The organism is Dethiosulfatibacter aminovorans DSM 17477, from assembly GCF_900142005.1.
GTDB classification, from domain to species: Bacteria; Bacillota; Clostridia; order Tissierellales; family Dethiosulfatibacteraceae; genus Dethiosulfatibacter; species Dethiosulfatibacter aminovorans.
In genome coordinates, this window is sequence record NZ_FQZL01000020.1 from 23,129 (window position 1) to 42,717 (window position 19,589).

The following is a 19,589-nucleotide window of genomic DNA, read 5'->3' on the forward strand; positions in this document are numbered from 1 at the left end:
CGATTTCTTCCATCTGTTAAAGTTTTTTATCATCAACCTTGTCAAGCCATTCTCCAATAGGACCGCTGACATAGTTTATTGTATCTTCTTCAAAGGGACTCTTCAGGTTTGCATATTTTACCAATTCAAGAAACGGGCTACTGCCTCCCGCCTTGCAAAGCTTATGATAATCAATCCAGGCACTTTCCCTGTCCTCGTTGAATCTTATCCAAAACTGATATGCACAAATCTGAGCTAACGTGTAGTCTATGTAATAGAATGGATCATTGAAAATATGTCCCTGTCTAAACCAATATCCTCCCCTTTCAAAGAATTCATTGTCTTCATAATCCTTGGTTGGAAGATATTTCTTTTCTATTTCCCTCCACATGGATTTTCTTTCGTCAGGAGTTGCTTCCGGATTTTCATATATAAAATGCTGGAATTCATCAACAAGCACGCCATATGGTATGAAGAGAACTCCTGAAGCCAAATGACTGAACTTGTACTTCATTTCATCGTCTTCAAAGAAAAGGTTCATCCAAGGCCATGTTATGAATTCCATCGACATTGAATGTATTTCACAGGCTTCGAGGGTCGGCCAGATATATTCGGGGACCTTGAAGTTCCTGCTTGAATATGTCTGGAAAGCATGACCTGCTTCATGGGTCAATACATCTATGTCGTGTGATGTTCCGTTAAAATTGGCAAATATGAACGGAGACTGATAATCCGGAATAAACGTGCAATATCCTCCGGCTCTCTTTCCCGGTTTACTGTCAAGGTCCATCAAACCATCATCCACCATCAACTGGAAAAACTCCTTAGTTTCATCCGACAACTCGGCATACATTGTTTTCGCATGGTTCACCATCCAATCCCTGTCGCCTTTAGGAACGGCATTGCCCGAATTGAATTCAAGACTTTCATCATAATACTTCAGACTGTCAAGGCCAAGTCTTTCTGCCTGTCTTTTTCTCAAGTCAATTGTTATGGGAACAAGATTTTTTTCCACCTGATCCCTGAACACCTTAACTTCCTGTGGGCCATATTCACTCCTTCCCAGCCTGTAGTATCCCAGTTTCACGAAGTTGTCATAACCAAGCTTCAGTGCAATTCCATGTCTGATTTGAACAAGCTTGTCATATATCTCATCAAACTCGCTTTCATTGTCCTCGAAAAATCTAGTTACAGCCAGACTAGCTTCCTTACGTGTGGCCCTGTCCTTTGACTGTGTGTATGGAGTCATTTGAGACAGATTATTTATCTTGCCGTCAAATTCTATTTTAGCAGAAGCAAGGAGTTTTCCATATCTGCTTGTGAGCTTGTTTTCCTCCTGAAGGTCTTCTATTATTACCGGGTCAAATGTTTTCAGCTGGAGTTCTGCAATTTCAAAAAGGAATTTCCCCCACTTTTCTTCAAGCTTCTTCCTGAATTTTGAATTCACAAGAATTTTGTAGTAATCGCTTATCATACCCTGATAAACAGGTACTACATTGTCATAGTATTCATTCTCCTTGTCATAAAACTCATCATTGGTATCTATTGAATGCCTCACGCTTACAATAGTCGCCATTGTATCGAAGTTATTCCTCATTCTGTTTATTTCACTCATTGCGTTGTCCTGAGATTCAAAATCAACGGCTTCTTTAAAGTTCTTTAAATGTCTGTTGAATTCAACCTCGAACTTTTCCATATCTATTCTTTCGTATTTATACTCATTGAATTTCATATTTCACCATCCTCGTAATCACTCGTTTTACAGTGCAAAACACACTGTCTGTCATATCTATACTTTTTATTTTAATATCAGTCAATAATAAATACAAATTAAATTTCTGTCCAATTTAAATTTAAATGAGCGATAATCCCCAGAAGCCGGAATTATCTTGAATATCACATCGCAAAAAACCGCCGGATCCAAAGATCAGGCGGTTCTAGTAAATTGCTGTTATAGAATTTCTACAGTATATTTTGCTTTGAGTTCTGCAACCTTGTTGTTGTATGCTTCAAACTGTTTCTGATTAAGAAGGTTCTGCTTGATTCCATCTTTAACCTCTTCGAAACTCATAGTTCCAGCTTCCGTCTTGCTGTCAACCATGATCAGGTGATATCCAAACTGAGTCTTTACCGGCTCGCTCAACTGACCTATTTCAAGATTAAATGCCGCTTCTTCAAATTCAGGTACCATCTTGCCTTTGCTGAAGCTTCCAAGGGTTCCTCCAGCTTGCTTAGAAGGGCATGAAGAATATTTCGTAGCTGCTTCAGCGAAATCAAGGCCGCCCTCTATTTCCTCTTTCACATCTTTAATTTTCTCTTCATCGTCAACAAGTATGTGTCTTGCTGATACCTCGGCAGCCTTTTCAAACTGAGCTGAATTTGATTCATAGTATGTTTTGGCGTCTTCATCACTAGCACTTACGCCAGCAATTATACTTTCCACTGCATATCTTTGAAGAAGGCTTCTCTTTGCATCTTCAAGCAATTCAATGAAGTTCTTTTCCTTGTCCATTTCTTTATCAACAGCATCAAAATACAACAACTCTCCCGAAACAACTTCGTCAAGAAGCCTTTTCTGTCCTTCTTCACTCTTCATCTGAGCAACTTGCTGCGGGGGTATATTTTGCATTATTCTGTCCAACATTGACTGTGTTATTTCTTTTCCATTTACTTTTGCTAATATTTTATTTTCCAAATCAAATCTCCTTATGTTTTATCCTGACTATCATATAATATATTGAGTTTTTTTGCAAATCATTCTCCGAAAATTTTATTGACAACCGCAACAAACTCATTGTATATGCAAATACCCTCAAGGGAATGGAAACATTTGACCAGTTCAGTATAATACCACTTTTGATCTTCGTATCCTGCATTGAATCTGTCCCATATTTCGTCACCAATTATATTCATGTCAAAAAGTATGCTTTTTACATTGCTGAGCTTGTCTGCACAAGATATGAGTTTAACGTCATGACAATCATTGTTTTTTAGTTCATTGATGGTTTCAAGCTTCCTTTCTTTCCATGACATGGTCTTATCCTCTTCACTTAAGTCCTTGACCAGTTCTGAAACCCTGACTCCGAAAAGAATCTCTATCTCTTCATATGTCACATCTGCATCCTCTACAGAGTCGTGAAGAAGGGCTGCGACCACCATTTCTTCATCACAACCAAGCTGTGCCACATAACATGCAGTATCAGTTAAATGAAATACATATGGTATGCTTGACCCTTTTCTTAATTGATTCTTGTGTTTTTCATTAACAAAATCCAAAGCCCGTTTAATCATAGATATCCCTTCCTAATTCACTATCAAATGACTCCAGTTGGTTATTTTCTCCTTGTCTCCAATAATGAAATATTTTGTTTCATGCGGTTTTATATCAATTATTGTCGCTTTCTTGAAATCTTCCCTGTGCCTATTGAAACAGTCATACCTCAAAATAGCTGTCTTGACTGCATCATTTGAATTAAAATAGACTTCATAACGAAATTCACCATACATCAATTTGATTTTGTATACATTATCAATTATTTCCATATGATAGACATTAAGATCAATGAGAGGATACAAAGACTTCAAAGTGTGCTTCTCGAGGTCATTATAATTGGCGATATTGTCTGAATTCATTATAACATTTCCCATAACATATGACAAAAACAGCATAGAGTACTTCTCGTGCTTGTTCAAATTGGACCCCTTGTTCTTTAAGGTGAATATTCCCGGAACGCTATTGAACATGTTCTTATTTAATCTATATCTGTTCAATGTGCTGACAAGGGAATTGTAGACGCTTCTTCTTTCCTTTAGATTGCTGTTTTTTTCAGCCGTATTTTCCCAGGAATAACCATTCAGACAGCTGACACTACAGTAGTCAACTTTTTTAAATGCATTAACCAGAGGTGTGCCGCTTAGCATTATCCTGGTGCCTTTTGAAATTTCTTCAATATACGATATTGCCTCATTAAGTACCATACCTCTGTTCTTGCCTTTTCCAGGAATCATGCAGGAAGCATGCATATAGTCGACGTTTATAAATTCAAATCCACAGTTCTTCAGATAATCAAAAACTTCCTTCAGATAAACCTTGAATTCTTCATTTTGAATATCCAGTGCAAGGATTTTACCACCCAGAGACGAATCCCTGCCAGCCGCCACCTCTGCATTTTGGCTGTTTTTCAACAGCCATTCCTTATGGTTCTTATATATGCTTGATTTGTTGCTGCAGATAAATGGCGCAATCCATATTCCAGGGACATAACCCTTTTCCTTAATTTTATCTGCAACAAATTTTAATCCCTGTGGAAATCCCTTGCTGGATTCCATCCAGTCTCCCAGGTTTGCTTCATATCCACCATCTATTTGAATTATATCATAGGCTATATTATTCTCACGGATACTATCAAGGTTGTTAATGATCTCCTTGCAATCAACTCCATGTCCATATCGTCCGAAACTTCTCCACATGGAAATTTTCCTGTTTTCAACATTCTTTCCCTTCACAAGCTTAGAATAGTACTTCCACGAATCATCAACATCATATGACATCATGATTTTTAAAACTTCCATGGAATCCTCAACTTCAGTACCTGAAAGGTCTTTTAGGACCTTAATCTTCTTGTCAGATATATTACCGTAAAAAAATGTAAATCCCTTGTCTTCATTCAATGATGCAGCAAAAAGAGTTGACTTGAAGCTTTTCAGATATGTATATCCCGTAGAATGAATACACCCTTTCTTTCTGACATAATCGACAAATCTGTAATCCCCATAGCTGTCATAGCCTCTGATTCGATTCATCAACCCGGCTTTTTTCATTCTTTCAGTCTTTAGATACTCCCTGCTCTCGCTCATGCTTTGGTATCCATTTGAAAACATGCTGAAATAAGATGCTCTGAAATTAAAGTCAAGCTCTATCCTCTCCAGGTAACATTTTTTAGTCGTTTTTAATACTATACTGTAGATTTCACCATTCCTTATGTTTTCAGTTTTAATTTCCAGATGTATTCCATCTTTGCGTGCCTTATCCAAATCATTGAATTTTATTGTTTTTGTTTTGTTTCCTATACTTAGCTTAATAATGCCTTCATCAAACTTCATAGGGTTCTCCCTTAAATGAAATTCTAAAGGTGTATTTATATTCAGCATTTTTGTTCAGTTTGTATTTATCCAATATTTCCGCATCTGTCACTGCATCACCGCCTACACCTTTCTGTCCGTAATCAACATTTAAAACCGTTTTTTCTTCACGTTGCTCAATACTGAAATCAAATTTCCTTTCACCAATCGCTTCCACTTCTATGGAATTTATGTCACTATATGATTTCATCCACCTCACATCTGTACGGTTCCCTCTTTCCTGTTCATTCAAATAATCATAGTTGAAGTCCCTCAGCTGCAACTCATGAATCCCTGTCTTTGCACCTTTGTTTCTATCTATATAGTTTTCATGGGGACCCTTCCCATAATATCTTACAAAGTCAAGCTGTTCAGCAAGTTCAAACTGCATTCCAAATCTTGGCATTTCCTTTGTCGGCTCAATTTCATTATGAATAAGAAAATCACAGTTGTTTCTAATCTCATAACTTAAAAACGAAGGACTCTTGGCCAAAGGATATTCAATTTCAAAATATACAACAACCTTGTCAGCATACTTTTCAGTAATTGTATTTAATACTTTTTTCTTTTTCAGCACATTTTCCCACTGGTCATTTCTGTTTAATATATTTCTAAAAGTATTTTTATCCTTCCGTTTATCAACATCAGTAGCATCTCTATCAAATCTATGCAAAATTTCCTTATACAGAATATTTCCATTTCCCATGTTGATGTTTTTTATGTTCCCCGTCTTCTTGTTTATGATAATGCTGCATTCACTGTTTTTTATACTGATGAACTCTCCTGTTTCAAGAACTGTTAAGGGCTCGCCTTCAGTATCTTCTACAGCCTTGCATGCATACATGGAATCATATAATACAAATTGGTCCCATGCAAGTTCAAAACCTTGGGGCGCCCAATCAACATCCTTTTTTAACATCCATGAAACTGTAAGTATATACTCACAATCTTCAACTTTCTCTATCTCTGGAGTAAATTCAAAAATGGTCTTTCCTCCCTCTGCTTTCAACTCCATTATTACATCTCTTTCATATATCTTGTTGCCATTTTCCGCTATGCTTATATTCAATACAAAATCATCAAAAGTGAAATGCTTGTACCTGTTTTCAATTTCCAGTATTATACTGTCGCCATCTTCCCGTTTGAATGTATCAATATTTTGAAATACTTTCTTAATTTCATAGAACATAGGCTTAGGTGTACCCTCAATATCAATCAAACCTTCTCTTTCGATATTTTGGTTGCCATTTCTATATATGCCTATATCCTTCATGTCCGAAATAAATCCACCACAAAGGTTGTTGTATTTCTTGTAGTTTTCCATATGCTCATACATGTTTCCAAGACAATTGCCTTCAATAAATGACAGCTTGCTGCTGAATACCGGCTTCTTGATATAGTCGCTTATCTTAAGAGATTTACTTTCATTAATCGCCTTTGTGTCCTTGAAAAAATTCTTTATTGATTTAAGTGTACCTATCTTTTGCTCAATTTCAATAGTCGGATACTGGGTGCAAAGCACATCTCCTCCTATTGAGCCAGTACTTCCAATATAGCTTACCGGTCTTGAATCATCAAAATCATCCAAATAGTCTTTCATCATCAAATAGTTGAGTCCACAACCCGTATCCTTACCAAGATACCACATGACGATCGATGGATGGTTTTTATCTCTCTTTACAGTATTGGTTACTCTATTCAATGCAGCCCGGTTCCAGTCAAAGCCTTCAGGAAGTTTCTTAAGAGACTGGCTTGTATTGATTCCCAGTTCAGCTACCACATAAATTCCATATTTATCGCACAGGTCATAGAAGGCAGGATCGCTGGGAAAGTCGCAGGCTAAAACAGCATTTATATTATTTCGTTTAAGCAGCTTTATATCGTCTTCCCTTATATTTTTATCAACATCATCATTTGATATGCTTTCCAAATCCGTCCTGTTGACTCCTTTAAATATTATAGGTGTTCCATTGACAAGAAACTGTGATTTCCTTATCTCGACTTGTCTGAATCCATGTTTAATTCTTCTTTCCGACAAGACACTATCATCATTGTCCTTAAGTACTATATCAACATCATAGAGATAAGGATTTTCATCATTCCACTTGATTGGCTTTTCAATGAGCTTGCATATGTACACTTTTTCTTCAGAATCCTTGTTGACTACAAAACCCGCTGTCATTAGAACCCTGTTACCTATTCTAAGTTCAAGCTTCAAATCCCTGTTTTTTTCTGTTGAATTTTCAACCCAGGTTTCCACACACAGTCTTGCATCCTCATAATCATCGTCAAAAGTGCTCCTGACAAAGAGATCTTTTATAAATATTTCAGGTTCCGAATGCAATTCTATACTTCTGAAAATCCCGCTCAAAAACCAATCCATTGAACAATCAAGGAATGAAGCATTGGAAAATCTTTGTACTTTTAATGCCAGCAGGTTTTTACCCGGTTTGACAAATTTCGTCATATCAAAATAGAGGTCACCCATGGTACCCAGTGAATAACCAACTTTCTCTCCATTAACCCACACTTCTATACTGGACTTGACTCCTCCAACTTTGAGAAAAGCTTTTCGTCCCTCCCATGAAGATGGTATTTCAATCGTTTTTCTATAATAACCGGTATGTACAGGTTTATCAAAAATACCTGTAGTCCTGTCGATTTTTCTGTTCAAGTTCTTGATAACGTTCTCATAATTCTTTTCAGGACTTCCGTGGCCTTCCATCTGCCATACAAAAGGAATATCTATAACATCCCAATCACTGTCATCAAATTCGTAATCTAGATAGTTGTATTCATTGGAGTGTTTTTCAATATATTTGGATTTCCATCCACTACATATATTTATTGTCCATCTTTCTCTTTTTTCAGAAAAGTCCATAAAATCATCTCCCGTCATTTTTGCAGCATCTAAAACCAACACAATCCACTCAGTGTCCGGCGCGACTTTGCTGCAGTGTATAGTTACATCTATTTTATCACTATTGTCAATTATAAAACAAGATTCAAATTACTTATATCAATTGACTTTTTTTAAATATGAACTATAATTAAATCAGGCTATTTACTTGATTAATAAGATTTGGAGATTTTTATGAATAAAGCAGAAGTATTCTTTAACCATAGCAATAAGGCTATACGTGTCGAAAAGGGTACTCTTCTTTCTGATGCCTGTTCTATGGCCGGCTATCCCCTGGACCTGGTTTGCGGAGGCAAAGGTACATGCGGAAAATGCAAGGTGACAATCAGATGCAACGGCAAAAAAGAAGAGGTTCTTTCCTGCATCACAAAAGTTGAAAAAGACGTGACAGTTTATTTGAATCCTGAAGATATCAAAAAAGACGCTGCCATCCTTACTAATGGAGGAGAAAAATTCAATTTTAATCCTTCAATAGGTAAAAAATATATTAGGAAAACTGATATCCCCTTGAACCACTGTGGATATTATTGGGAATATTTCAAGAAAGAACTCAATCTTGAAATCGACTACAATACAACTAAAACCCTTGAAAGGGTCATCAACAATAATAATGTTGACGGATTTACTATTGTGTATGACAAAAGCAAGCTGATAGATGTTCAAGAGAATGATCAGTCACATCTATTGTACGGCGCAGCCATAGACATAGGAACAACTTCTGTTGTCATGTATCTGTATGATATGTGCACAGGCAAGCTTATAGGTACTTATTCAGACCTGAATCAGCAAATATCCAGAGGAGCGGATGTAATAAGCAGAATAATGCACTGCACTTCAAATGAAGATGGAATAGATGAACTTCAAAGAAAAATAATACAAACTATAAACGGACTTCTTGACAGGGCAGAAAAAGATTATCCGCATCTACCCTACAATCTGTATCAAACAATAATTTGCGGGAACAGCACCATGCAGCATCTGTTTCACGGCTTCAATCCGTCAAACCTTGGAATGTCTCCTTTTGTTTCAATATACAAGGATGAAATAAAGTCAAGAGGAACAGAACTTGGAATACAGGGTCCTGCCAGCAACCATATTACGTTCCTGCCGTTACTTGGAGGGTTTGTCGGAGCGGATACAACTGCAGTATTGACAGCATTGAAGGATGACCCTAAGATAAAGCTTGTTGTAGACCTTGGAACAAACGGCGAAATAGGAATAGGCAACAACGACAGATACATTGTAGCCTCTACCGCCTGTGGTCCGGCTCTTGAGGGTGCCGGATTGGAATACGGCATGAGAGGTACGACTGGAGCCATAGAAAGATTTGAAATACTGGATGGAAAAGCATTATATTCAGTAATAGGAAATACAAAAGCCAAAGGGATTTGTGGATCAGGAATTGTTGATATTGTTGCAGAACTCTTTAAATTCGGTTTCATAAACGCATCCGGTAAAATGCTTTCCCAGGAGGAATTCGACAAACTGAGGCCAAACTGCAGCTTGACCCATAGAATATGCAACCATAACGGAATTACGGCTTTCCAGCTTGTACTTCCTGAAGACAGTGTAAATGGAGACGGAGTTTTCGTAACACAAAAGGATATAAGACAAATCCAGCTTGCGAAAAGCGCAATATATACGGGATGTGTAATGCTTATTGAAAAGTACGGCATTACAGAAAACAATCTTGACGAGATACTACTTGCAGGAGCCTTCGGCAACTATATAAACATCAAGAATGCCGAAAGTATTGGACTGCTTCCCTATTTTGAAAATGTAACAGCAAAATCCATTGGAAACGCTGCAGGTACCGGAGTACAGATGTATCTCCTGGATGAAGATGTTTCAAGTACATGCAGGGAAATAGTATCAAACACCACCCATCTTGAACTGGCTTCAGATCCTGAATTCCAGAACAACTACATCATGAGCATGGGATTCTAGGAGGCTATAATGAAAGAAGTGTTTAAACCAACCATAAAACTTGACAAGAAAAAGATATATACCAGAATCAGAGTCAGAGAAGATTCTCCGATTTACGATACCATAGATGAACTTTATGAAAAATATGTGGAAAATATTGAAGACAGAATTGAATTCCAGGTTATCTATAGCGTTAAACCAAATGAATTCAACTTTGACATTTCCGATGTAGACAACTGCGAAAAGGTTGTATTCTGTTATGCAACCATAGGTAATCCTTTAAACGACGATATAGTAAAACTCTTCGATGACAAGAACTACCTTGAAGGATATTTGTTGAATGAAGTTGCAAACGACATAGTTATGGAAGCTACAAACCAGCTATATTCCTATCTGAAAAAAAGAATGAAAGAAATGGGATATTTCCTTACAAAAAGATATTCCCCAGGCGAATGCACCTTCGAAATGGAATACCAAAAGCCCATAATGGAAGAACTAGAAAAGGACTTTGACGTTAATGGAGAATTGACTGAATCCTTCATGATAAATCCCGAGAAATCAACCCTTTACATTTATGGCGCAGATAAGAATATTCCTGAATTGGAAGTTGATTTTGACTGCAGCACCTGCCAGTCACACAACTGTCCTTTCAGAAGAGAAGGTATATAGATGTATTCAAAAACTAAAGGAACTGTCCCGACGGACAGTTCCCTTTTTTCAACTTTCTTTTCTGAACTTTCTTGGAGTCTTTCCAGTAATCTTCTTGAATACCTTGGTAAAATAACTTTGGTCTTCGTATCCTACGAACAGAGCTATATCAAGAATTTCCATATCCGTATCCTTCAAAAGCTCCCTGCTCCTCTTTGTCCTTACTTCATTAAGGTATTCAGTAAAGCTCATTCCCATCTCCTGTTTAAACAGCTTGGAAAGATAGGAAGAATTGATATGAAGGTAATTTGACACCTTGGCAAGCGTTATTTTGTTCATATAGTTGGCATTTACATGCTGTATTGTCTGACTAACAATATATGAATTACCTGAATAGATGTTTCCAAAAACATTCTCCACGAAGTGATCCGTTATTTTTGCCGACCAGTTAATCAATTCCTGTATATTGTCAATACTGTTAAGAGAGTTTATCAAATCAAAGTTTATACCAAATATTTTCTGGAGTGACGCTCCCCCCTCAACAGAAGCTCTGGACAATATTGTACATAATTCAAGAACCCTTGCCTTTATTACCTCTATATTTCCTCCTTCCAGAAGAAGAACCTCATTCAACAAGGATTTGAATATCTCTTTGGCGCCTGTACTATCGCCATCCTTCACCTTCCTTATAAGTTCCTTTTCCTTTTCATAAGGATATACCATCTCGATATTGAGCTTCTTATACTCGTGTATGTTCTCCCCTATTCTGGCCTGTTCCTTATAATTGGTGTTGATTTTTTCATATTCTGTCTGACAGGAATACATACTCATAACACAACAATTCAACAGATATGCCAAATGATTGACCTTGCCCGGGGTATAAATCTTCATATTCCTCAGAAACAATGTAATCTTTGAAAATATGTCCATACTGGCTTCATGTATCTTGAAAAGATCCTTAACAGTATCTTCGACAATCGGACCCATTGCTATGGGACCGGCAATAAAAGCTCCGAAAAATTCACTTTCCTTTAAAATCGCTATGGAAATATTAACAAATCCGGAAGGACAAACAAATATGTAAGGCTCCCCTAATTTGGCAGCAAGTTCCGATGAAAAAACGAGGTTGTTCCCGCAAACACTGTTCTTTTTACTGTATATATCGAAAAAACAGCAGATCTTCTTTTCATTTAAGCTTTCAGCTATTATATCCATATTGTCATCAAATACAGTAACAGGTACGTCTGTAGAAAAACTGAAAGAATCTATTGTATCCTGAATTACAGCAACATTGAGTTTGCCGCTTTCAAGAAATATATTACGTCCCATATGGTCCTCCTGGAAATTATTTACAATTTTGTATATCATTTTTACAAATATTCACTAGGTTTCATGTTATAAAATAACGGGAAACCGCTTTTTTGTATATAAATTTACAATTTTCAGCATTCACGATACTATTTTTTTACAATTAATTTATGTATAATGTTACCATCAAGCAAAATAAAAATCAAGTAAACAGCCAAATATTTATCGGAGGAAATTTAAAAATGGGAAAAGAGTTAATATTCCAAACACTTAGACATGAAAAGACAGAAAGAGCTCCATGGGTACCTTTTGCAGGAGTGCACGCAGGAAAACTTAAAGGATACACAGCCGAGGAAGTTCTTAGAGATGGAGACAAATTATATGAGTCTCTTATCGAAGTAAACAAATTATACACTCCTGATGGAATGCCTATAGTTTTCGACCTGCAGTTGGAAGCGGAGATCCTTGGATGCGAACTTTTGTGGGCACAGGATAATCCTCCATCAGTAATGAGTCACCCATTGATGGGAAGCGAAAAGAAAATACCTTGCAAATGTACAATACCATCAAAGGAATCGGGAAGAATTCCTATGATTCTTGACGTAATGAGAAGAGTCAAGGCTGAAATCGGAGATCAAACAGCTTTATACGGTCTTATATGCGGACCTTTCACACTTGCATCTCACTTAAGAGGAAGCGAAATATTCATGGACATGATCATGGATGAGCAATATGTAAGAGACCTTATGGACTTCTGTACGGAAGTTGCATGCGCAATGACAGATTATTATGTTGAAGCAGGGATGGATGTAATAGCAGTTGTCGATCCACTTGTGTCTCAAGTATCCCCTGACCACTTCACAGCAATGCTCTCAGATGGTTTTACAGCTACATACGACTACATTAGATCAAAGGGAGTATTCTCATCATTCTTCGTTTGCGGTAACGCAACAGTACAAATGGATGTAATGTGTAAAACAAATCCTGACTCTGTTTCAATTGACGAGAACGTTTGTATCCAAGATGTAAAGAACGTTACTGACAAATACAATATAGCACTAGGTGGAAACATCCCTCTAACTACTACAATGCTCTTCGGTAACCAACAGGACAACATGAAATATGTCGTTGACATGATAGATTCAATGGACCACCACAACCTCATAGTTGCTCCAGGTTGCGACATGCCTTATGATGTGCCGATCGAAAACACTATTGCTGTTGCTCAGGCGGTACTTGAAACTGATGAGACAAGAGAAATGGTTAAAAACTATGAAGCAGCCAGCTCAATGGATATTGATATAGAGCTTCCTGATTACGAGAATCTTGACAAGCCTTTAGTAGAAGCCTTCCTTCTGGATCCCCTTGCATGTGCAGCATGTACATACATGAAGGATGCAGCAAGAATTCAAAAGGATGAATTTGGCGATAAAATAGATGTAAACTACTATCAGTATAATATCAAGGAAGACATAGCAAGAACAATGAAAATGGAAGTTAAGCAACTGCCTTCAATATATGTAAACGGCGAGCTTAAGTGGTCTTCAATAATACCAAGCAAAAAAGAATTCTCTGAAGTTATCGAAAAGCTTCTATAAGAATCTGCAATAACCAAAATATATGGTAAGATATTAAGGGGAGTTATACTCCCCTTTTTTCAAATTCGTCAATTGTTCAATGAAATAAATTGACTGTAAAGAGGTGATACAATGAAACTGGTACTTATAACGGGTTTTCTAGGCTCAGGTAAAACAACTTTCCTTACAAACCTGCTAAGAGACTTCAAGGATGAGAAGGTTGGAGTCATTATGAACGAATTCGGAGAAAAAGGCATCGACGGAACATTGATACAAAAAAACGGCATTGACCTTATGGAGCTCAACAACGGCTCAATATTCTGCGCCTGTATCAAGGACAACTTCATCAAGGCTCTTGCAGAAATGACTAGATACGATTTCGAATATGTCATAGTGGAAGCTTCCGGTCTCGCTGACCCTTCAAACATAGAAACCATACTTGGTTCCGTCAATAAAATAGCTGAAAAAGAATATGACTATTCCGGTTCCGTATGCATAGTCGATTCCCTCTACTTTTTACAGCAGCTGCAGCTCCTCCCTGCCCTTACGCGACAGATTCAGTACAGCAGCTCAGCCATAGTCAACAAAACTGACCTTCAGTCAAAAGACAAGATCAATGAAATTGAAGTCAAGCTGTTGGAACTAAACAATAATATCAATATATATAAGACCGTCTACTGCGACACCGATATCAAAGAGCTTCTGGACAATCTTAGCCCTGTTGATTATGAGTCACAGGATACTACAAACACAAGGGAAAACAGACCAAAGACACTGGTTTTGAAAACTGATGAAACTGTGGATTACAAAGGACTCAGCAACTTCATAGATGACGTCAAGGACTCCACCTTCAGGATGAAGGGCTTCGTCAATACGGAAAAAGGTCTTTTTGAAGTCAGTGCGGTAAACAGCCAACTGAGAATTTCCCCCTGGGACAAAAGCGATGAAGATACAAACCTTGTAATCATTTCCTCTGTAGGAATCAAGATCATCAGCGTCGTTACGAATTCTTGGAGGAAACACCTAAACATACCCATATCAATATAATATTTATCCCTCAATAAATGTTATTTCCCTCACTGCTCACTTGAGCAGTATTTTTTTACCCCAATTTATATGTATATAAAACGTATCTTATACTAGATAAAAAAATTCAATGTACTTAAAAAAAGTTTAAGTACTATATGGGGTGTTAAAGTATGAAAAAAGTTTTACTTGTTTTACTGGCACTAATAATGGTGTTGAGTATGATGACCACAGCTGTTGCTATACCTGGAAATGGAAATATTCCTCCGGGACAGGCAAAACAAATGATTAAAGCTGGAATGTTTGACGATATTGCAAGCGTCGAGGACTGGGCAGGTGATGCAATCTACTTCATAGCAGAAAAAGGAATAATCAAGGGAGACGGCTACGGCAACTTCCTTCCAAACAAACCAGTTACTCATGGAGAGGTAGTAACCATGCTAATCAGAATGTTGGACCTTGAGCCAGAAGTTGACATGGATGCTGACCTTCCTGAATGGATTGACGAAGAAGATGCAGCTAGCTGGATGTATGGCTATCTTGCCATGGCTGATGAATTTTTTGGAGAGTACAGCGGGTTCAGGGCCATGATGAATCCAAACACTCCTGTAAAAAGAATGGAAATCGCCCAATACATCAAATGGATAATAGATAATGAAGAAGATTTTTCTGCAGAAATATCAGACGACTTAGATTCAATGTTTGTTGATGCAGATGAAGTTGATCCTGATTATGTTGAAGCCGTTAAACTAATGAAGCATACAGGGCTGATGATAGGTTACAACAATAAAATGCAACCCCAAAAACCTGTTACAAGAGCTCAATTCACTTTGATAATGCAGAGACTCTTCGTTGATTTCGATTTTGATTTTGATTGGATGGATAATGACAAAACTGAAAAATATACAACAGGAATACTAACAGACATTGACGAAAGTGATAGTACTACACTTGAAGCCATCGAGCTGGACGACGAGATTGATTTTGACAGTTTTGATGAAGACCTTGAGATTGAAATTGATAACAACTGTTGCAAAGATGCTGATGACGAAATAGATCTTGAAGACTTTATTGATGACAAGGAAAAGTACGAAGGTCTTGAAGTTGCTGTTTTTGAAGAAGACGATGTCGTTGTGAAAATCAAGATATTCTATGATGAACTTGAAGGCACTATCGATGTTGACGAAACTCAAGATGAAGAATACGCTTATTTAATAGAAGATGAAGACTCAGACAAATATGATTTTGATGAAAACATAGAAATCTGCATAAACGGAGAATCCTTGTCAGAAGAAGACTTCGATGATTTCACATTCTATGATGTCGATGACTTAGAGTATAAAGTTGAAGCCAGGCTATTAGGGAATGGAGATTTGATTGAACTTTGCATAACTGCTGAGTATGAGTTTGTACTTCTCGATTACGAAATTGATGAAAATGGTTCCGGAGACGAGGATGACGAACTCGAAAAAATCATTGTTTATATCGACGACAAGAATATCGATAAGGAAAAGGATAAAAAAATTGATTTTGAACTAACAATTGACTGTGAAATAAGTCCTGATTTTGATGACATTGATGATTTAAAAGATGTGCTAGATGATTTGATTGATGATGAAGAAAGTGTTAAGTTCAAGGTTGATGGTGAAGGTGAAATTATTAAACTTGAACTATAATAATTAAGACTTTTTCAATTGAAGGAAGCCCGCACAATGCGGCTTCCTTTTATTCAACAAAAAAACGTTACCCCAACTATTCCCTCTTCCCTATCGTATATTATAATAGCAGGAAAATAAATTAAATAGAGGTGTTTGTTATGAAGAGATTTATACTGATTATGATAGCTGTCATGCTCATCATCAGCATGACGGCACCTGCAGCTTTTGCAGATCCATATAGAGGAAATTTCATCCCACCGGGTCAGGCAAAAAAAATCGCAATGTTCAATGATTTGAACAACTACGACTGGGCACGGGAATCAATAATGTTCCTGGCCGACAAAGGCATACTTAGAGGTGTAGGTTATGGGATATTTTCACCACAGCGTTCTGCAAGCGAAATTGAAGTGTTGGTAATGCTCATAAGGATGCTGGGACTTGAAGATGAGATCGATGACCATCCAACCAGATATGATGAGCTTCCCGAAGAGTACGAGGGTGGAACACCTGCATCTTGGATGATTCCCTACATCGCTCTTGCATGGGATGAAGGAATACTCAACGAGGACAATATTGAAGACTTCAGGCCCAATTCATCAGCATCAAGAGAAGAGACCGCAAAACTTATTATCACAGCTCTGGAAGGCAATGGTGATTATGAAGATGTTGTAGATGAACTCGGAGAATGGTTTGACGACGATGACGAGATCAGCGGAAAATATGGATGGTTTGTATACAAAATGAAGCTCAAAGGATTCATGATAGGCTACAAGAACAAGTTCCAGCCCAAAAAATCACTTTCAAGAGCAGAATGCGCCGTACTGATGTACAGAATTTTCAACAACTATGATTTTGATTACAATTACGGCAATTATGACTATGTAACTGGAGAGCTTATCAACGTCGATTTCAACAGCAGCGGAGATGATACAGATGATGAAATAGAGATCAGAACAGATGATGGAACTCCGAAGTATGACATCCATGAAGACGTTGAAGTCTTCGATGATGATGACGAATTGACTCTTGAGGAACTGGATGATGACTATAAGGGCGATACTGTAAGACTTAAAATAAACAATGATGATTTGGTTGTAAAAATCGATGTAATTGAAACTTCCGTAGAAGAAGATGAAGAAACAGGAACACTTGAAGATTTCGATTATGACGATGATGTTTTTGACTGGGTTGAAGTGGATTCAGTCAGGTACTCAGACATCGATGAAGATGTTGAAATCGAAGTCAGAAACACATGTTGCGAGGAAGCGGAGGATCAACTGGATGAACTTGAAACCAAGCATTTGGATCTTGAAGTCAAATTATACCTTGAAGACGATGTAGTAGTAAAAATCATTGTATACTATGATGAACTTGAAGGCGAGCTTGAATACGACAATAACCTGGATGACGATGGCACTGTGGATATAATCCCCGAAGAAGAATCAAGTCCTGATGAGTTTGACTTTGATGAAAACATTGAAATATTCATGAATGGTGAGGAAGTAAGCATATCCGAATTCGAGGACTTTGACATGGATGAAGATGTCGATTATGAAGTGAAGGCAGGTCTTTTAGGCAACAATGATATTATCTGCATGTGCATTTCCTACGATGAAGAAGAAGCCAATCTTGAAGGAACATTGTCAGAATTCGATTATGACGATGATGTTCTTGTTGAAATAACATTGGAAGAAGACGGAGATGAAACCGTATTTTATGATATTGATGAAGATGTTGAAATTCTAGTTGGCAACAACTGTGATAATGATGCCGAGGATGAAATTGACAGACTGAGTCACTACAAACATGTTGGTCTCGAAGTAGAAATTACAGAGGAAAATGGAGATATCGTCGAAATCCTTATATTTTACGAAGAGCTTGAGGGTGAACTGGAGTACGATGCGAACCTGGATGACGATGACAGTGTTGATATAATCCCCAAAGGAAAATCAAGTCCTGACGAATTCGACTTTGATAAAGACATTGAAATATTCATGAATGGTGAAGAAATCAGCATAACAGAATATGAAGACTTTGATATGGATAATGATACAGAGTACAAAGTTGAAGCCAGATTGTTGGCAAACGGCGACATCATAAGTCTATGCATTTTCTACGATGATTAACATTAATCATGTTTCTTATAAAATCAAGCATAAAGCCCGCTAATGCGGGCTTCATTTTTTTGAATTATCGGTTCTATATCCTGGCAACTCCCGAATCAATTGCGGCCTTTTTGACAGCTTCAGCCACTTTCTCTGAATATCCTTCATCGAAAGCCTTTGGAAGAATGAAGTCAACAGCAAGCTTGTCTCCTACTGAATCGGCAAGAGCCTTGGCAGCGGCCATCTTCATTTCCTCGTTGATGTCAGAAGCTCTAACATCAAGAGCTCCCCTGAAAATTCCAGGGAATGCAAGAACATTGTTTACCTGGTTAGGGAAATCCGACCTTCCAGTACCTACTACCATTGCTCCAGCTTCTATCGCAAGGTCCGGCATGATTTCAGGAACCGGATTTGCCATCGGAAGGACTATTGCCTTTTCATTCATGGATGCAACCATTTCCTTTGACACTATGCCAGGTGCCGAAACTCCTATGAATATGTCGGCTCCAGACATTGCATCCGCAAGACTACCAATCCTGTTTTCATTGTTTGTAATTTCAGAAAGCTCTTTCTTGTACTTGTCAAGACCCTCCCTGTCTTTGTAAATTATTCCCTTCCTGTCGCACATGAATATATCCTTGATTCCCATACTGAGAAGAAGCTTTGCTATAGAGTTACCTGCCGCTCCGGATCCGTTTATAACAGCTTTGACATCCTCGAATTTCTTTCCTGTAATCTTAAGAGCGTTTATTATGGCTGCAGTCGTCACAACTGCTGTACCATGCTGGTCATCATGGAATATTGGTATATTCGTAACCTTCTTGAGCTTCTCCTCTATTTCAAAGCATCTTGGTGCAGCGATGTCCTCAAGGTTTATTCCGCCGAATACAGGTTCCATCAGCTGTACAGTCCTTACAATTTCATCAACATCCTTGGTGTCAAGACAGATAGGGAATGCATCAACATTTCCAAATTCCTTGAACAGTACGCATTTGCCTTCCATTACTGGAATCGATGCTGCAGCTCCTATGTCTCCTAGTCCCAATACTGCAGAACCGTCCGATACAACCGCTATGAGGTTGGATTTCGCAGTATAGTCGTATACGGTTTCCGGTTTCTCGTGTATAACCCTGCAGGGCTCCGCTACCCCTGGCGTATAAGCAGTTGACAGGTCGTCCTTGTTGTTTACCGGAGCCTTGCTTGTTACTGATATCTTTCCAACAAGCTTTTTGTGCATTTCAAGTGCCATTTTATTATAATCCATTATACCCTCCATAATATTATAAATAGTTTGCTATTAAAGATAATAACATTTTTTTCA

Annotated in this window: 13 protein-coding genes; 6 read left to right on the forward strand and 7 right to left on the reverse strand. The window is 37.8% G+C overall.

Translation table 11 applies throughout. The annotated features are described in order from the left end of the window. Window positions 1-16 precede the first annotated feature (16 nt). The 5 genes from BUB05_RS12420 to BUB05_RS12440 all read right to left on the reverse strand — a co-directional run bounded on the left by BUB05_RS12420 (window position 17) and on the right by BUB05_RS12440 (window position 7,981). The gene (locus BUB05_RS12420) at window positions 17-1,711 is read right to left on the reverse strand and encodes a M3 family oligoendopeptidase (protein ID WP_073049937.1); all 1,695 of its coding nucleotides are present in this window, start codon (window positions 1,709-1,711) and stop codon (window positions 17-19) included. 219 nt (window positions 1,712-1,930) lie between these two features. Then, entirely contained in the window at window positions 1,931-2,674 is a 744-nt protein-coding gene (locus tag BUB05_RS12425; RefSeq protein WP_073049938.1) for a peptidylprolyl isomerase, read from the reverse strand. Window positions 2,675-2,733: 59 nt separating this feature from the next. Further along, window positions 2,734-3,270, reverse strand: coding sequence for an HD domain-containing protein (locus tag BUB05_RS12430; protein WP_073049939.1), 537 nt, complete (start codon window positions 3,268-3,270; stop codon window positions 2,734-2,736). 12 nt (window positions 3,271-3,282) lie between these two features. Then, on the reverse strand, window positions 3,283-5,082 hold the full coding sequence (locus BUB05_RS12435; RefSeq protein ID WP_073049940.1) for an alpha-galactosidase: 1,800 nt from the start codon (window positions 5,080-5,082) through the stop codon (window positions 3,283-3,285). Next, window positions 5,072-7,981: a glycoside hydrolase family 2 TIM barrel-domain containing protein gene (locus BUB05_RS12440; RefSeq protein WP_073049941.1), complete on the reverse strand. Its 2,910-nt coding sequence runs from the start codon at window positions 7,979-7,981 to the stop codon at window positions 5,072-5,074. Before BUB05_RS12440 ends, BUB05_RS12435 begins: the two co-directional genes overlap by 11 nt. Window positions 7,982-8,194: 213 nt before the next feature. Between BUB05_RS12440 and BUB05_RS12445 the strand changes: the two genes are divergently transcribed. Further along, complete coding sequence (locus tag BUB05_RS12445) at window positions 8,195-9,967, forward strand: ASKHA domain-containing protein (RefSeq protein WP_073049942.1); 1,773 nt, start codon at window positions 8,195-8,197, stop codon at window positions 9,965-9,967. A 9-nt stretch (window positions 9,968-9,976) separates the two neighbouring features. Then, entirely contained in the window at window positions 9,977-10,615 is a 639-nt protein-coding gene (locus BUB05_RS12450; protein ID WP_073049943.1) for a hypothetical protein, read from the forward strand. Window positions 10,616-10,663: 48 nt separating this feature from the next. Here BUB05_RS12450 and BUB05_RS12455 read toward each other — a convergent pair whose 3' ends face one another. Continuing rightward, complete coding sequence (locus tag BUB05_RS12455) at window positions 10,664-11,923, reverse strand: helix-turn-helix domain-containing protein (RefSeq protein ID WP_073049944.1); 1,260 nt, start codon at window positions 11,921-11,923, stop codon at window positions 10,664-10,666. Between the two features lie 221 nt (window positions 11,924-12,144). On the opposite strand from BUB05_RS12455, the gene BUB05_RS12460 reads away from it, so the two are divergent. The 4 genes from BUB05_RS12460 to BUB05_RS12475 all read left to right on the forward strand — a co-directional run bounded on the left by BUB05_RS12460 (window position 12,145) and on the right by BUB05_RS12475 (window position 18,289). Then, window positions 12,145-13,500: a uroporphyrinogen decarboxylase family protein gene (locus BUB05_RS12460; RefSeq protein WP_073049945.1), complete on the forward strand. Its 1,356-nt coding sequence runs from the start codon at window positions 12,145-12,147 to the stop codon at window positions 13,498-13,500. A 111-nt stretch (window positions 13,501-13,611) separates the two neighbouring features. Next, a complete protein-coding gene (locus BUB05_RS12465) occupies window positions 13,612-14,526 on the forward strand; it encodes a CobW family GTP-binding protein (RefSeq protein ID WP_073049946.1) in 915 nt (304 codons plus the stop codon). A 152-nt stretch (window positions 14,527-14,678) separates the two neighbouring features. Continuing rightward, window positions 14,679-16,181, forward strand: a complete 1,503-nt coding sequence (locus BUB05_RS12470) for an S-layer homology domain-containing protein (RefSeq protein ID WP_094762916.1) — start codon at window positions 14,679-14,681, stop codon at window positions 16,179-16,181. 140 nt (window positions 16,182-16,321) lie between these two features. Continuing rightward, window positions 16,322-18,289, forward strand: a complete 1,968-nt coding sequence (locus BUB05_RS12475; protein WP_073049948.1) for an S-layer homology domain-containing protein — start codon at window positions 16,322-16,324, stop codon at window positions 18,287-18,289. Between the two features lie 73 nt (window positions 18,290-18,362). Here BUB05_RS12475 and BUB05_RS12480 read toward each other — a convergent pair whose 3' ends face one another. Further along, a complete protein-coding gene (locus BUB05_RS12480) occupies window positions 18,363-19,532 on the reverse strand; it encodes an NAD(P)-dependent malic enzyme (RefSeq protein ID WP_073049949.1) in 1,170 nt (389 codons plus the stop codon). Window positions 19,533-19,589: the final 57 nt, after the last annotated feature.

What these genes read in the sequence shown, in the direction of transcription:
- BUB05_RS12420 (WP_073049937.1), bottom strand. Translation starts at nt 1,711, where the DNA reads ATGAAATTCAATGAGTATAAATACGAAAGAATAGATATGGAAAAGTTC.
- BUB05_RS12430 (WP_073049939.1), bottom strand. Translation starts at nt 3,270, where the DNA reads ATGATTAAACGGGCTTTGGATTTTGTTAATGAAAAACACAAGAATCAA.
- BUB05_RS12435 (WP_073049940.1), bottom strand. Translation starts at nt 5,082, where the DNA reads ATGAAGTTTGATGAAGGCATTATTAAGCTAAGTATAGGAAACAAAACA.
- BUB05_RS12440 (WP_073049941.1), bottom strand. Translation starts at nt 7,981, where the DNA reads ATGGACTTTTCTGAAAAAAGAGAAAGATGGACAATAAATATATGTAGT.
- BUB05_RS12445 (WP_073049942.1), top strand. Translation starts at nt 8,195, where the DNA reads ATGAATAAAGCAGAAGTATTCTTTAACCATAGCAATAAGGCTATACGT.
- BUB05_RS12450 (WP_073049943.1), top strand. Translation starts at nt 9,977, where the DNA reads ATGAAAGAAGTGTTTAAACCAACCATAAAACTTGACAAGAAAAAGATA.
- BUB05_RS12455 (WP_073049944.1), bottom strand. Translation starts at nt 11,923, where the DNA reads ATGGGACGTAATATATTTCTTGAAAGCGGCAAACTCAATGTTGCTGTA.
- BUB05_RS12460 (WP_073049945.1), top strand. Translation starts at nt 12,145, where the DNA reads ATGGGAAAAGAGTTAATATTCCAAACACTTAGACATGAAAAGACAGAA.
- BUB05_RS12465 (WP_073049946.1), top strand. Translation starts at nt 13,612, where the DNA reads ATGAAACTGGTACTTATAACGGGTTTTCTAGGCTCAGGTAAAACAACT.
- BUB05_RS12470 (WP_094762916.1), top strand. Translation starts at nt 14,679, where the DNA reads ATGAAAAAAGTTTTACTTGTTTTACTGGCACTAATAATGGTGTTGAGT.
- BUB05_RS12475 (WP_073049948.1), top strand. Translation starts at nt 16,322, where the DNA reads ATGAAGAGATTTATACTGATTATGATAGCTGTCATGCTCATCATCAGC.
- BUB05_RS12480 (WP_073049949.1), bottom strand. Translation starts at nt 19,532, where the DNA reads ATGGATTATAATAAAATGGCACTTGAAATGCACAAAAAGCTTGTTGGA.